Source organism: Lactobacillus sp. (assembly GCF_051893255.1).
GTDB lineage: Bacteria > Bacillota > Bacilli > Lactobacillales > Lactobacillaceae > Lactobacillus.
Window position 1 is genome coordinate 1 of record NZ_JBJFHB010000021.1, and the last position, 12,708, is coordinate 12,708.

Annotated in this window: 16 protein-coding genes; 6 read left to right on the forward strand and 10 right to left on the reverse strand. The window is 53.3% G+C overall.

Translation table 11 applies throughout. From position 1 onward, the window contains the following. From ACI4WN_RS01560 to ACI4WN_RS01570, 3 genes are all read left to right on the forward strand, one after another. Positions 1-297, forward strand: a 297-nt coding sequence (locus ACI4WN_RS01560) for a hypothetical protein (protein WP_439776679.1), incomplete at its 5' end; no start/stop codon positions are given. Positions 298-360: 63 nt separating this feature from the next. Beyond that, complete coding sequence (locus ACI4WN_RS01565; protein ID WP_439776680.1) at positions 361-1,857, forward strand: O-antigen ligase family protein; 1,497 nt, start codon at positions 361-363, stop codon at positions 1,855-1,857. A 52-nt stretch (positions 1,858-1,909) separates the two neighbouring features. Beyond that, the gene (locus ACI4WN_RS01570) at positions 1,910-2,266 is read left to right on the forward strand and encodes a hypothetical protein (RefSeq protein WP_439776681.1); all 357 of its coding nucleotides are present in this window, start codon (positions 1,910-1,912) and stop codon (positions 2,264-2,266) included. Here ACI4WN_RS01570 and ACI4WN_RS01575 read toward each other — a convergent pair. From ACI4WN_RS01575 to ACI4WN_RS01595, 5 genes are all read right to left on the reverse strand, one after another. Further along, a complete protein-coding gene (locus ACI4WN_RS01575; protein WP_439776682.1) occupies positions 2,249-2,449 on the reverse strand; it encodes a hypothetical protein in 201 nt (66 codons plus the stop codon). The two genes, ACI4WN_RS01570 and ACI4WN_RS01575, sit on opposite strands and share 18 nt — an antisense overlap. 55 nt (positions 2,450-2,504) lie before the next feature. Then, complete coding sequence (locus tag ACI4WN_RS01580) at positions 2,505-3,104, reverse strand: LVIS_2131 family protein (RefSeq protein ID WP_439776683.1); 600 nt, start codon at positions 3,102-3,104, stop codon at positions 2,505-2,507. Positions 3,105-3,116: 12 nt separating this feature from the next. Next, entirely contained in the window at positions 3,117-3,620 is a 504-nt protein-coding gene (locus tag ACI4WN_RS01585; RefSeq protein ID WP_439776684.1) for a hypothetical protein, read from the reverse strand. A 314-nt stretch (positions 3,621-3,934) separates the two neighbouring features. After that, positions 3,935-4,129 carry a helix-turn-helix transcriptional regulator gene (locus ACI4WN_RS01590; protein WP_260265341.1) on the reverse strand — a complete coding sequence of 65 codons (195 nt, stop codon included), beginning with the start codon at positions 4,127-4,129 and terminating at the stop codon, positions 3,935-3,937. A 3-nt stretch (positions 4,130-4,132) separates the two neighbouring features. Next, positions 4,133-4,630, reverse strand: a complete 498-nt coding sequence (locus ACI4WN_RS01595) for a hypothetical protein (protein ID WP_439776685.1) — start codon at positions 4,628-4,630, stop codon at positions 4,133-4,135. 179 nt (positions 4,631-4,809) lie between these two features. Between ACI4WN_RS01595 and ACI4WN_RS01600 the strand changes: the two genes are divergently transcribed. Further along, positions 4,810-5,247, forward strand: a complete 438-nt coding sequence (locus tag ACI4WN_RS01600) for a cupin domain-containing protein (protein ID WP_439774935.1) — start codon at positions 4,810-4,812, stop codon at positions 5,245-5,247. 117 nt (positions 5,248-5,364) lie between these two features. Next, complete coding sequence (locus ACI4WN_RS01605) at positions 5,365-5,799, forward strand: hypothetical protein (protein WP_439776686.1); 435 nt, start codon at positions 5,365-5,367, stop codon at positions 5,797-5,799. 461 nt (positions 5,800-6,260) lie between these two features. Here ACI4WN_RS01605 and ACI4WN_RS01610 read toward each other — a convergent pair whose 3' ends face one another. The 5 genes from ACI4WN_RS01610 to ACI4WN_RS01630 all read right to left on the reverse strand — a co-directional run bounded on the left by ACI4WN_RS01610 (position 6,261) and on the right by ACI4WN_RS01630 (position 10,715). Beyond that, positions 6,261-6,752, reverse strand: coding sequence for a threonine/serine exporter family protein (locus ACI4WN_RS01610; protein ID WP_439776687.1), 492 nt, complete (start codon positions 6,750-6,752; stop codon positions 6,261-6,263). A 2-nt stretch (positions 6,753-6,754) separates the two neighbouring features. Continuing rightward, positions 6,755-7,510 carry a threonine/serine exporter family protein gene (locus tag ACI4WN_RS01615; protein WP_439776691.1) on the reverse strand — a complete coding sequence of 252 codons (756 nt, stop codon included), beginning with the start codon at positions 7,508-7,510 and terminating at the stop codon, positions 6,755-6,757. A gap of 53 nt (positions 7,511-7,563) precedes the next feature. Continuing rightward, positions 7,564-9,102, reverse strand: coding sequence for an ABC-F family ATP-binding cassette domain-containing protein (locus ACI4WN_RS01620; RefSeq protein WP_439776688.1), 1,539 nt, complete (start codon positions 9,100-9,102; stop codon positions 7,564-7,566). A 10-nt stretch (positions 9,103-9,112) separates the two neighbouring features. Beyond that, entirely contained in the window at positions 9,113-9,487 is a 375-nt protein-coding gene (locus tag ACI4WN_RS01625) for a hypothetical protein (protein WP_008462989.1), read from the reverse strand. Between the two features lie 94 nt (positions 9,488-9,581). Continuing rightward, entirely contained in the window at positions 9,582-10,715 is a 1,134-nt protein-coding gene (locus tag ACI4WN_RS01630; protein WP_439776689.1) for an LCP family glycopolymer transferase, read from the reverse strand. 162 nt (positions 10,716-10,877) lie between these two features. Here ACI4WN_RS01630 and pepF point away from each other — a divergent pair, with 162 nt between their 5' ends. Then, positions 10,878-12,689 carry an oligoendopeptidase F gene (gene pepF, locus ACI4WN_RS01635; RefSeq protein ID WP_439776690.1) on the forward strand — a complete coding sequence of 604 codons (1,812 nt, stop codon included), beginning with the start codon at positions 10,878-10,880 and terminating at the stop codon, positions 12,687-12,689. Positions 12,690-12,708 lie beyond the last annotated feature (19 nt).

Genomic DNA, 12,708 nt, shown 5'->3' on the forward strand with positions numbered 1-12,708 from the left:
GCAGTCGTTAATGCCAAGTCAGAAGAAGAGTTGAAGAAGCAGTTCCAGGGCACTGTGGAAAAAATCTATGAAAACTCTGCCCTCTTGGCCATCACCTCCTTTGATGACGTGGACGCTACCGCCGTCAGCGACCTTAACTACAAGCTCGTGGTCAACTTCAAGAACATGAAGCCAGCCCGCTCCGCCAAGAAGGCCAAGGCCCTGTCCACCAACAGCGTGACGATCGAAAAGATCGAGCCAACCATGAAGGCGGCTGACAAGGATGAAAAGCCAGCTAAGCCTGCCAAGAAGAAGTAAAATAAACCGCGCCGGTTGGCGCGGTTTTTTGTTATGATTGTAAAGATAGAAAGCGAGGCATCCATGACTGATAAATTGAAAAAAACGCTGTTTTGGTTCGTCATCCTGCAGCCCTTTTTGGACTTAGACTTCCTCTACCGGGGGAAAATGGCGACCATCCTGCCCTTCACCATCCCGACCATCGTCCGCATCCTGGGCGTCTTGGCCCTGGCGGCTTTGTTTGCGGCCACCCGGCCTAAGATCAAGGCCTGGATCTGGATCTACGCCGGCGCCTTGGTTTTATACGGCGGACTCCACCTTTGGCACATGACTACTTTCAAGGGGATCGCCGGGTCAACCTACGGCTACTCCACTTTTGGCGAGCTTTTCTACCTTTTTAGAATGGTCCTGCCGCTGGTCTTGATCTACATTACTGCTGAGGTGGCGGACGAAGACTTGGTCCTGCGCGGCCTGGCCATCGTCAGCGGGCTTTTTTCCGGGACGATCGTGATCTCCAACCTCTTCGCCGTCTCCCTCAAGTCCTACGAGACCGGGACGATTTCCGGCAACATCTTCACCTGGTTCATGGGCCCGCTTTACGGCTACTCGCACAGTGCTTCGAAGGGCTTTTTCTACTTCACCAACACCCTGAGCGCGATTCTCTTGATGCTGGCGCCGATCGTTTTCTACTTATTGATTAAAAAGTTTGCCTGGAAGACCGTGCTCTTGGCCCTGTCCCAGACCCTGGCCATGCTGGAGGTCGGGACCAAGGTGGCCTTGTACGGGCTGCTGGCCTCGCTCGTCGTAACGCTAATCTTGTGGCTGGTCCACGTCTGGCTTTTGAAAAACGAGAAGTTTGCCTGGAAGCCGCTGGTCGCGCTGGCCGCGATGCTGGGGATTTTTGCCATCTGCTACAAGGTGTCGCCAGCCGTCCAGCGCTACGAGTACGAGATCTACTGGGCCAAGAGCCACGACTCGTCGATCGCACGCGAAAATGCCTTACTAGCACGGGGGCTGAAGCAGTACCAGAATTCCCCTGCCAAGTTGGCGGCGTTTGAGAAAGATTTTTTGGCAAAATATTACAAAAAGTACGCCTTGAACAAGAAGTTCATCAGCAAGTCCTACCCGTACGAAAAGGACCCGCAGTTCTGGATCGACATGTTGAAAAAGCCGGCTTCATACCGCCTGGCCAACCGCAAGGTCGAGCAGGCCATGCTGGACCGAGTGGTGGCGTATAATGACAACCCGCTGGACAAGTGGCTGGGGATCGGCTACATGCGGGAGACGAACATTTTCAACCTGGAGCGAGACTTCGTTGCCCAGCGCTACTCGCTGGGGATCGTGGGGGCTTTGCTTTACCTGGTGGCCTACCCGGCCGTGATTGTTTACGGCGGGCTGGCGTGGCTGCGGCGGCGCGAGCGGCGGACTTTCTACCTGTCCAGCCTGCTTTTGGCCAGCTGCCTGATCCTGGGCGCCAGCTACATGTCGGGCAACGTCTTGGACTTCCCGACTTCCAACCTGCTGCTGGCCTTTGTGGACGGCGGCATCTTGGCAAGCGTTAAGAAAAAGGCGAAGCGCTGAGCGCTTCGCCTTTTTTGTGTGGGGGCGTGCGGCGTGGGCTGGCCCCCAAAGTATGTCAACCGAACTCGATTTGGCGTTTTTTCGCCCCCAAGTTGACTCAACCGAGCTCATTTTTCCGTTTTTTCGCCCCCAAATTGACTCAAACGGACTGGATTTTGCCATTTTTTGCCCCCAGATTGACTCAACCGGACTACTTTTGACGCTTTTTCGCCCCCAAGTTGACTCAACCGGACTCATTTTCCCACTTTTTCGCCCCCGAGTTGACTCAACCGAGCTCGTTTTCCCACTTTTTCGCCCCCGAGTTGACTCAACCGGACTACTTTTGACGCTTTTTCGCCCCCAAGTTGACTCAACCGGACTACTTTTGACGCTTTTTCGCCCCCGAGTTGACTCAACCAAATTTGGTTGACATACTTCGGGAGCAGATTTCGTCAAAAATCAGACTGGTTGACATACTTCGGGGGCAAATTTCACCTAAATTCAGACCGGTTGACATACTTCGGGGGCGGATTTCGCCAAAAATCACACCGGTTGACATACTTTGGGGACACCAACCACCAACCAGCAACCAACCACCAGCAACAGCCCACACCCCACCACCAACCCAAGCAAAAAACCGTCAAGCCCCGAAGGCTTGACGGTTTACTTTACTTTTCAACAAAAGAGGCGTCCGGCACCCGGATCAGGTAGTAGCGCTTGGCACTTTTGCCGGCGTGCATCCCCAGCCCGTTGGCCGCGGTGTTCTTGTAGCTCGCCTCGTACACGGCCACGTAGGCCTTTTGGTACTGAACGTCCTTTTTCACCAAGGCCGCGCGGCTAAACGGCACTCCGTTCGCCGAAGCGGCGCCGGCCGGACTGGACCCGGTCGCCACGGCCGCCATGCCGGTCGGTACGGTATACTTTTTACCATTTACATAGTAAACGTAGCTGCCCTCGGTCTGCTTGACATAGTAGCTCTTAGTCGCGGCCGGCTCCAGCACCAGGGCGTGGTAGGTCACGCGGCTGGCAATCTGCGCCTGATCAGTCAGATCCGGCTTTTTAAAAAGAGTCTCCCAACCCAGGAAGACGATGGCTGCTAGCAGCGCGGCGACTTCCAAGCAGCTGATAAGAAAATTTTTGACCTCAAAAGTCCGCTGGCGGGTGATGATCATCTTGAGGCGCCGCTGGCGGATATTTTTAATGACAAAAACTAAATAAACAATGACGGCGACCCACAGGGCCACCCCTAAAACATTCCAGCTCCACATGGCGCGCCCTCCTTACTTGGCAGCCTTGGCCTCCTTGGCAGCTTCCCGGGTGGCCTTCTCGTTTTCCTTGATCTGCTTGATCTTCTCGCTCATAGCGTCGGTCAAGAGGTCGGTCGCCTTGTCTGGATCAGCCACCAGCTCGTCGCCGTCCATCAGGAGGTCGATGCGGAAGTGGGAGGCGTTCAGGTCGTCGTTGGCCGTTTCGAAGTAGACCTTGACCGGCACCTCCTCGTCTTCGTCAAAGAAGTTGATCAGCTTTTTATAATAAGCCAAAGGCAGGTTCACGACGTTGGTTTCCAGGGCAAAAGTAATCGGGCTCTTGCCTTCCAAAACCAGCTGGACCTGCATAAGGGAATTTTTCTTCAAAGCCAGCGCCACCTCGCTGACCATCTTGGCGGCGTGCTCGCGGAGCTTCTTTTTGCTCCGGGAAACGTCCGCGTACTTGATGGTCTCCATGTCGGACAGGTAAGCCTGGTCTTCGATTGCTTGAGTTAAGTCTTTCAAATTTATCTTCATTTTTTCCGCCTACTTACTTGCATGATTCTGTATTAACCTTAACCAAAAATAAGCGAATGTGCAAGCATCTTCATTCGAAAAAAAGAGCCGGCCAGAGCCGGTTCTCATTAGGATTAATAGGAAAATATAGGTTGTCACCAGCACTTGACTGATTTATAACCTCCCGGCATCAGAAACATGGGGAAAACACTGATTGCCAGGGAAATAGAGTCTCCTCTATTACCCGCTTATTTTACCATATCCATCCTCAAAATTCTCTAACTATATGCGATCTCAGTGAAAAAATCTTCGGCTATAGCTGAATTATTAGCCAGCTATTCTGGCCAGAAGAGATCGTTCAGGGTTTTATCCAGGGCCTGGCAGATGGCGATGCAAAGGTTGACGGTTGGGTTGTAGTTGCCTTTCTCGATGGCACTGATGGTCTGCCGGGAGACCCCGACGATGTCGGCCAATTGCTGCTGGGAGAGGTCTTTTTCTGCTCTGGCCGCTTTAAGGCGCAGATTTTTCATGACTTATTCAGCCTCCCGCCGGTCGATAATGGCCTTGATCAAGAGGCTGCCCACGATTGCCAGGTAGGAGACAAGAATCATCGGGCCAACCGCCGCATCAGTTGCTGCCCCATTCTTAAAGTAGATGATTCTGCCGCTCATCAGATCGTCAATCTGGATCATGAGCTGGGAAAGGAAGATAAGGGTCCAGGCAACCGCCAGGCTCAAGCGGCCCTTAACTGGGAAGGCATCCTGGAAGATGCAGTAGCAGGTAAGAACAGTGCCGCCCAGCATGATGGTCGCCAGGCTGGATGCAAAAGGCGTAGCCAGGGGCCGGTCAAAGTTGATGCAGGCCAGGCTGTAAAGGATATTGGCGACAAGCACTGTCCAGAAGGCGTACTTGTAGCCCCGCCCCCGGAGCAGAAGCTGGCGTTCATCCAGCCGCTGGCGATTCTGCTGGTCTTTAATGGCAAAGTAGACAGCTAAAAAGATGGTCAAAGCCACGATTAAAAAGAGTGTCATAATTTTTCCCTTTCTCAACTCTCGATGTCAAATATACTTTACATTAAGTATCAACTATGTCCGGCATAATGTCAACTATATTTGACATTATTTTTTTGAACAAAATGGAGAAAAGTGTTACACTTAAGTCGTCAGCAAATGATAGTGATTACATTTTTATCTATAGAAAGGTGATTGTCATGTTTGATTTCAAGGACTACGGACCGGATCCATGTGCTTTGGACTTAAAGCAGGCGGCCTTAGAGAATGAAAAGTATCGTGAGACTTTGTGGACAGGGGACCACTTCCAAGTAACCCTGATGTGCATCCCTGCTGGCGGCGGCGACATCGGGCTGGAGATCCACCACGACAACGACCAGTTCATCTACCTGGTCAGTGGGACCGGCCGGGTGCAGCTGGGCAAGGAGAAAGACAACTTGACCGTGGACAAGATCGTTCACGCTGGCGAAGCTGTCTTCATTCCAGACAACACTTGGCACAATGTCACCAATGCCGGTGACGAGCCGATGAAGTGCTTCAGCTTGTACGCTCCGGTAAAGCACGCGCATGGCACGACCGAATCGACCAAGGCTGATGCGATCGCCCAAGAAGGACCACTGGAAGGATCAAATGAATAATTTTTAAGCACGTGAATCTTTCACGTGCTTTTTTGCTGGAATATGCTGATTTTTTTGATAAGGGATTATAATCGGAAGGAGAAGATGTTTGTCTTTTTTTATCAGGAGGAAGAAAAAATGAAGGCAATCAAGCAGCTCTACCATGAGCACAAGATCATCACACTGATTCTAACCTCGCCAATCTGGCTCTTTGCCCTCTTCTCCGTATTGTTTACGGCCAACGAGATCTACAAGTCGATCCAGGAAGGCGTGGTAACTGAAGTTCTGAACAAGACCCTGCCCCAGCATGGCTACAGCGACATCTACTATCTGAACCAGGTCAAGGCTGACAGCCATTTCGGCATGGGGACCACCTACGTCAGCAGTTTCTCAACCAAGCGGACGGTTAAAAAGAACCAGGCCCTCTTCGCCAAATCCGGCAAGAAGATAGACAAGGGCGATGCCAATCTCCCTTATTACAAGGAAGTCACGGTTCGCCGGAACGGGATGGGCTGGAAAGTTACCGTTTCTGATTCGATTGGACAAGAGGAAAACAGTTACAGCGTGAAATGACAGCAAATAACAAATGGAGCAAGGTTGGCCCTGCTCCATTTTTCGTCTGCTCATCTATTTAAATTGTTCCCAGTAAGCATCATCTGCTTTAACTATTGGGTCCTCCGGCAAAAGTCCCTGCCGGATCAACTTGTCCCTGGCAATCGCGTAATCCATGGATTCCTTTTTCCCTTTTTCTGAAATCCATAAGGCATCCCTCCCCTGCTGCTATCCTACTTCATTTTTTACCCAAAGCCAACAAAAAAGCCGCCAGAAGCGTACTTGCTTCTAGCGGCTTTTACTCAAGGCACTTGCCAAGCGGCAAATGTGACTCCTTCTCGTTCACATCAAGGGTGTGTCAGCATCGACGCTTCCCGCGTCTGGCCAAAGGCCTGATGCCCTCTATCTCAAAAATACGCACCTTTGCGTTTTCCTCGACTCGTCGATATTCGATTATACGCTCTTTCCCAAGCCTTGTAAAGCTACTTCTTCAGCTTCTCCCGCAGCTTGAGCCGCTTGATGTACTTGTTCCAAGCTTCCTGAAACAGGGTCGACAGCAAGAAGCCCAAAGCGATCGACACTGTCACGATAGCCACCCGCATCATCATCTGCTGGGCGGCGAGATACTTGCCGTCAATCAGCCGCCTAACCACCATGTAAGCCGGCGCTCCCGGCACCAGCGGCACCAGGCCCGGTACGCTGAAAAGGGTGACGGGACACTTTTTCCACTTAGCCAAAACCACCGCGACCAAGCCCACCGCAAAGGCCCCCAGGGTATTGGAAATCATCCGCCCGCCAGAGGCCTCCGTCACCAGCCAGTAGACCATCCAGCCCGCGCAGCCGCAGATCCCGCTCCAGTGAATCACCCGGTGGGGAATATTCACCGTCAAGGCAAAGCCCACCGTGGCAATGTATGAAAAGACCAAGTTGATCAAGACGTCCCAGATGTTGAAACTAACCTGCATCCCCAGCATGACTAAGCTCCTAAAAATCTAATCACGATCCCGACGCCGCCGCCCAAGGCAATCGCCGTCATTGCCGCCTCACACATGCGCACGATCCCCGACACCCAGTCACCCATGAACAAGTCTCTCAAAGCGTTGGTCAAAGCCAGCCCAGGCACCAGGGTCATCAAGGCCCCGATCAAAATATTGTTCACATTGCAGGCCGGGAAAATCCTATTAATGATAATGGTGAGTAGCCCCATCTCCATGGCCGCGATCATCTCCGCCAGGAAGCGGACCTTGGTATGGCCCTTCAGCCAGGAGTCCATCAAATATCCGCTGGCCCCGATCAGCCCGGCAACCGGGAAGTCGACCCAGTCATAGACGTCCAAAAAGAGGACCATCAAGGTGGCACTCAAGATCCCGGCCCCAATGACCTGCAGCCATAAAGGAAAGGTCGGGGTATTCTCCTCGATTTCCCGTAGCTTTTCTTCCAGCTGCTCCAGGTCAATCCGCTTGTCAGCGAATTCCCGGGAGAATTCATTGACCCGGTCAACCAGTTCCAGGTTGATGGCCCGCTTCTTTACGGTTTCCAGTTCCGTCACCGTGCTGCATTCCCCATCATCCAGGCTGACGAAGAGGCCGGTTGGCATGGCAAAAACATTGACCTCCTTGATGCCGGCGTTGACAGCGATCCTGCGCATGGTGTCCTCCACCCGGTACATTTCGCTACCGCCGGCCAGCATGAGGCGGCCAGCCTTCAAACAAGTATGAACGACTCTTTTCATGTACGCGTCTGTGCTCATTTTTTTCACCGCGAGCCTGCCTAAAGGCAGCTAAATCAATTATTCATGGCTTCAATATCGACGACCTTGTCGACCCAGTCACCTCTGAAGAAGTCCCGTTCGTGACTGACGATGATGACCCCGCCTGGGAAGTTGACGATGGCCTTCCGCAAGCTGTCCTTAGTTTCATTGTCCAGGTGGTTGGTCGGTTCGTCAAGGAAAAGCAGGTTGGCCGGCTCAAACTGCATCTTGGCCAGCTTTACCTTTTCCTGCTCGCCCCCGGACAGTTCCTTAAGCGGGCTCATGACCAATTGGGCTGTCAGTCCCATCCGGGCTAAAGCCTGCCGCAATTCCTTGGGCTTCTTCTGGTCAAATTCACTCTCTAAGTACTGCAGAGGGGTCATATTCTGGTTGGGCCAGGTCAAGTCCTGCTTGAAGTAGGCCAACTTAGCCGTAGCGGACAGGTCAAAGCCCCCGTAGATAGGCGGGATTTGCCCCAAGAGGGTCTTAAGCAAGGTGGTCTTGCCGATTCCATTAAAGCCGGTGATGGCAACCTTTTCCCCATTGCCAACGGAGAAGTTGAAGGCTTCCTTAACCAAAGCCTGGTCGTAGCCGATCACCAGGTCCTGCGTTTGCAAAAGCAAGTTGGAGGCTGTTTCAACGTACGGGAAGTCAAATTTAGCCTTCTTGCCGTTTTGCGGAGGGGTCAGAATTTCCATCCTGTCCAGCTGCTTTTGCCGGGACCGGGCGCTTTTGGCCCGGGTGCCGGCTTTATTTTTTCTGATATAGGCTTCAGTCTTGGCGATCTGCCGCTGCTGGTTGGCATAAGCCTTCAGGTAGGTCTGCCGGTTGGCTTCCTTTTGCCGCAGGGCCTGCTTCAAGGTCCCGGTGTAGCGGGTGATAGTGCCAAAATCGATGTCGATCACGCAGTTGGTGATCCGGCCCAAAAAGTCGTAGTCGTGGCTGACCACGATGAAGGCGCCGGCAAAAGCGTTCAGGTAGTCAACCAGCCAGTCGATGTGGCCCACGTCCAGGTAGTTGGTTGGTTCGTCTAGCACCAGGACGTCCGGCTTTTCCAATAGCAGCTTGGCCAAAATCAGCTTGGAGCGCTGGCCACCGGACAGCTCGCTCACGTCCTGGTCCAGGCGGCTAAAGCCCAGCCCCCGGGCCACTTGGTCGATGTCGGTGTCTAGGTCGTAAAAATTGTGCTCTTCTAAGTCAGTCTGGAGGGCCCCGGCCTTGGCCAACAGCTTGTCGTCGCCGCTTTCGCCGTAATCGACGTAAAGTTGGTTTAGCCTTTTTTCTTCCTCATAGAGCCCCGTAAAGGCCGTTTGCAAAAAGCCGCGCAGGGTCAAGCCCGGCGTCAGCTTGGCGTACTGGTCCAGGTAGCCCACCGTGACCTTGTTTTGCCACTTGACGCTGCCGTCATCTGGCAAAATTTCCCCGGTCAAAATCTTGATCAGGGTCGACTTGCCGACCCCATTTTGCCCGGTGACCCCCATGTGGTCCTCTTTGTTTAAGACGAAATTCGCGTCCTCATACAGGGTCTTGTCGCCAAAGCCCTGGCTTAAGCCTTCAACAGTTAGTAAACTCACAGCGCGCTCCTTATAAGTGGAAATTCTCGGCCTGGTCGCGTTCCCGGTCGTATTTTTTCAAGATCTTGAGGATTTTTGGCCAAAAATAGCGCGGCGCCGTCAAGTGCAAGCGGTCGTCGGCTACCCGGAAGTAGCTGGGCGACATGTTGGTCAATTTGGACAAAAATTCCTCGTCCAGGTGGTACTTGTCGGCAATCCGCTCGATTTCGGCAATCGCGTACTCCGTGTAAGAAGTGCTGGCAAAAACCAGGACCGCCCCGATCACGCCCCAGATGGCGGACAGGCCGGTGGTCATGGCAAAGGAGTGCCGGCAGATGTAGAACATGGCGATAAAGGTTAAGAAGCCTGAAAAGGCGCCATAGAGATAAGGGTAATACTTTTTCAAAATTTTTCCCTCCTTAAATTTATACATTCATCTTAACTTATTTAGCCGCAAAAAACAGGCCCGAACAGAAAAAAACTAGGGCAAAAGCCCTAGTTTACCAGCCGCTGTGCGGCGTGAGCGAATTCACATTGTAGATGGTGTAGCTGGTGATCGTGCTGGCCTTCGTGAAGTCGACGCCGTTATAGGTCTCGTTCAGCGTGTTTTGCCGGGTTTCCTGGTTGGACAGGGTTTGAGTCGCTAGACCCAGGTTCTTGCGCAGCTTGTTGGACCACTTCTGGAGTTCCTTGGTTGAAGCGATCTGGAAGCTGGTCCCATCGATCGTCGCGTCATGGCCCTGGATGTAGCCGCTTTGGATATTGGCCGCCGCATCCCGGTAGTTCAGGGCCAGGCTGGTCATGTCACCAAAGGTCAGGTTGGTCTTGACGTATTTGGCAAAAACTTTCAGCAGCTTTTGGTAGTTGGCAACGCCGTTAACGCTGAGGGCCTTTTTGACCACGGCTTGGATGATTTGCCGCTGGCGCATCTGCCGGCCATAGTCGCCCTTAGGGTCATCATACCGCATCCGGGCGTAGGCGATGGCGTGGCGGCCGTTTAAGTGCTGCCAGCCTTTTTTAAAGGTGCACCAGTCATAAGTAAAGTTAAAAGGCACCTTGACGTCGACCCCGCCCAAGGCGGTGACAAGGCTCTTCAAGGCCTTCATGTCAACTTCGACGTAGTAGTTGATCGGCACGTTGAGCATGGCCGAAATCGTCTTGACCGACCCGCTGCTGCCGCCAAACTGGTAGGCGGAATTAGCCTTGAACATGAAGTAGCTGGTAGAAGACGTCTCGCCCAGGATCTCGGTCAGGGTGTCCCGGGGAATCGAGGTCATGGTGGTCTTTTTGGTCGTCGGGTTGACGGTGACCAAGATGATGGTGTCGGAATTGCCTTGGTCGTGGCGCCCCTCCATCCCCTGGTCCACGCCCAAAACCAGCAAAGAGATGGGCTTTTTGGCCGCGATCTGGAGGCTGGTTGCCGTGTTGCCGGACTTGTTCATGCTGTTGGCCGCAGAATTGATGGCAAAGTAGGCGTGGGTCAGCCAAACGCCCGCCGCCACCAGGGCAAAGCAGACGATGAAGAGGATCGCTGCGGGGCCCTGCTTTAGCTTTTTTCTTTGTGCCTGGCGGCTGACCAGGGTCACGTTGCGCAAAAGCTTCTGCTGTTTTCTCTTGTTCCTTCCTTGCTCCATGCCCCTAGTCCTTCCTTGAAATGTCTTGTATTATTTTCTCATTAAAAACCAACATAATAAAGGAAAAAGGATAAAATTTTAAGCTATCTTATTTTTTGGCAAAAAGCTTCGAAGATAGTAGAATACTAGTATTCAGTTAAGAACCAAAAAAGAGGTAACAACATGGAGATTCCTTTACGCGGCCAGGTGCCAGAGAGCGAAACCTGGGACTTGAGCCGGATTTTTAAGAGCGTCAGCGACTGGCAGGCTGCCTGCGACCAGCTGGACCAGGAAGTGGACCAAGTGGGCGACTTAGAAGAGGGCTTTACGGCCAGCGGCCACCAGCTCTACGAAAATTTGACGCAGATTTTTGACCTGGACCGGCGGGTATCCAAGGTCTACGCCTATGCGGGGCTGGCCAGTGACGTCGACACCAGCGACAAGTTTTTGCTCGGGGTCAGCGCCAAGGCCCAGCAGCTAGCCGCTAGCTACCAGGCCAGCGTGTCCTTCATCTCCCCGGCGCTTTTGGCCTTAGGGGAAGAGAAGCTGGAAGCTTTTTATCAAGAAGAGCCGCGGCTGGAAAAATACCGCCACTACCTGGACCAGATCATGCGCAAGGCCGACCACGTCTTGCCAGCTGAGGAAGAGCGACTGGTGTCTTTGGCGGGGGATGCCCTGGGCGCGTCCAGCAACACTTTTAACGTTTTGAACAATTCAGACCTGGAATTTCCCTTTGTCGAAGATGAAGATGGGGACACGGTGCAGTTGACCGAGGCCCGCTACGACCTCTTGATCCAGTCAACCGACCGGGACCTGCGGATGGACGCCTTTGAAGCGCTCTACTCTAGCTACGAGCAGTTTGAGTCGACCTTTGCCTCGACCCTGGCTGGGAACGTCAAGGCCGACAACTACCGGGCCCTGGTCCACGACTACCCCAACGCCTTAGTAGCGGCGCTTGACGAAAATGCCATCCCCGTCTCCGTTTACGAGCAGCTGGTCGGCACCGTCCACCAGCACCTGGACCTGCTCCACCGCTACGTGGACTTGCGGGCGCGGCTGCTTGGGTTAACGGAGCCTGAGGACGAATTCGGCATGTGGGACATGTACGTGCCGCTTACGGGAACGCCAAGTCTGTCCTACAGCTTTGCCGATGCGAAAAAAGAGGCCCGCGCGGCGCTGGCGCCGCTGGGGCCGGACTACTTGAGGCATCTTGATTACCTTTTTAACAATCGAGTAATCGACTACGTGCCGAACATGCACAAGCAAGGCGGGGCGTACTCGGGCGGGTCATACGACACGGACGCCTACGAGCTTTTGAATTGGCAAGGCGACTTGGACTCGCTCTACACTCTGATTCACGAAAGCGGCCACTCGGTCCACAGCATGTACACGCGCGAAAACCAGCCTTACGTGTACGGGGACTATCCAATTTTTACCGCGGAAATTGCCTCCACAACCAACGAGAATCTGCTGACCAACTACTTTTTAGACAAGGTTACCGATAAAAAGACCCGGGCCTTTCTCTTGAACTACTACCTGAACTCCTTCAAGGGGACGGTCTACCGGCAGACCCAGTTCGCGGAATTCGAATGGTTCATCCATAAGAGCGACCAAGAGGGGCAGCCGCTGACGGGCGACTACCTGTCAAACTACTACGACGACTTGAACCAGGCATACTACGGACCGCGGATCGAGACGGGCAGCGAGATCCAGCTGGAATGGGCGCGGATCCCGCACTTCTACTACGACTTCTACGTGTACCAGTACGCGACGGGCTTTGCGGCCGCCACGGCCCTAGCCAACAAGATCAGCTACGGGACGGCGGAGGATAAGGAGAACTACCTGAACTTCCTGAAGTCGGGGTCCAGTTGCTACCCAATTGCCACCATGCAAAAAGCCGGCGTAGACATGACTAAGCCGGATTATTTGGAAGACGCCTTTAAGATCTTTGAAGAGCGCCTGGATGAGTTCGAAAAATTGATGACTGAGCTTTAGTTAGGTACGGAAGTGCCCC

What these genes read in the sequence shown, in the direction of transcription:
- pepF (WP_439776690.1), top strand. Translation starts at nt 10,878, where the DNA reads ATGGAGATTCCTTTACGCGGCCAGGTGCCAGAGAGCGAAACCTGGGAC.
- ACI4WN_RS01590 (WP_260265341.1), bottom strand. Translation starts at nt 4,129, where the DNA reads ATGAAAAATCTGCGCCTTAAAGCGGCCAGAGCAGAAAAAGACCTCTCC.
- ACI4WN_RS01585 (WP_439776684.1), bottom strand. Translation starts at nt 3,620, where the DNA reads ATGAAGATAAATTTGAAAGACTTAACTCAAGCAATCGAAGACCAGGCT.
- ACI4WN_RS01580 (WP_439776683.1), bottom strand. Translation starts at nt 3,104, where the DNA reads ATGTGGAGCTGGAATGTTTTAGGGGTGGCCCTGTGGGTCGCCGTCATT.
- ACI4WN_RS01600 (WP_439774935.1), top strand. Translation starts at nt 4,810, where the DNA reads ATGTTTGATTTCAAGGACTACGGACCGGATCCATGTGCTTTGGACTTA.
- ACI4WN_RS01610 (WP_439776687.1), bottom strand. Translation starts at nt 6,752, where the DNA reads ATGCTGGGGATGCAGGTTAGTTTCAACATCTGGGACGTCTTGATCAAC.
- ACI4WN_RS01565 (WP_439776680.1), top strand. Translation starts at nt 361, where the DNA reads ATGACTGATAAATTGAAAAAAACGCTGTTTTGGTTCGTCATCCTGCAG.
- ACI4WN_RS01595 (WP_439776685.1), bottom strand. Translation starts at nt 4,630, where the DNA reads ATGACACTCTTTTTAATCGTGGCTTTGACCATCTTTTTAGCTGTCTAC.
- ACI4WN_RS01630 (WP_439776689.1), bottom strand. Translation starts at nt 10,715, where the DNA reads ATGGAGCAAGGAAGGAACAAGAGAAAACAGCAGAAGCTTTTGCGCAAC.
- ACI4WN_RS01605 (WP_439776686.1), top strand. Translation starts at nt 5,365, where the DNA reads ATGAAGGCAATCAAGCAGCTCTACCATGAGCACAAGATCATCACACTG.
- ACI4WN_RS01615 (WP_439776691.1), bottom strand. Translation starts at nt 7,510, where the DNA reads ATGAAAAGAGTCGTTCATACTTGTTTGAAGGCTGGCCGCCTCATGCTG.
- ACI4WN_RS01570 (WP_439776681.1), top strand. Translation starts at nt 1,910, where the DNA reads ATGTCAACCGAACTCGATTTGGCGTTTTTTCGCCCCCAAGTTGACTCA.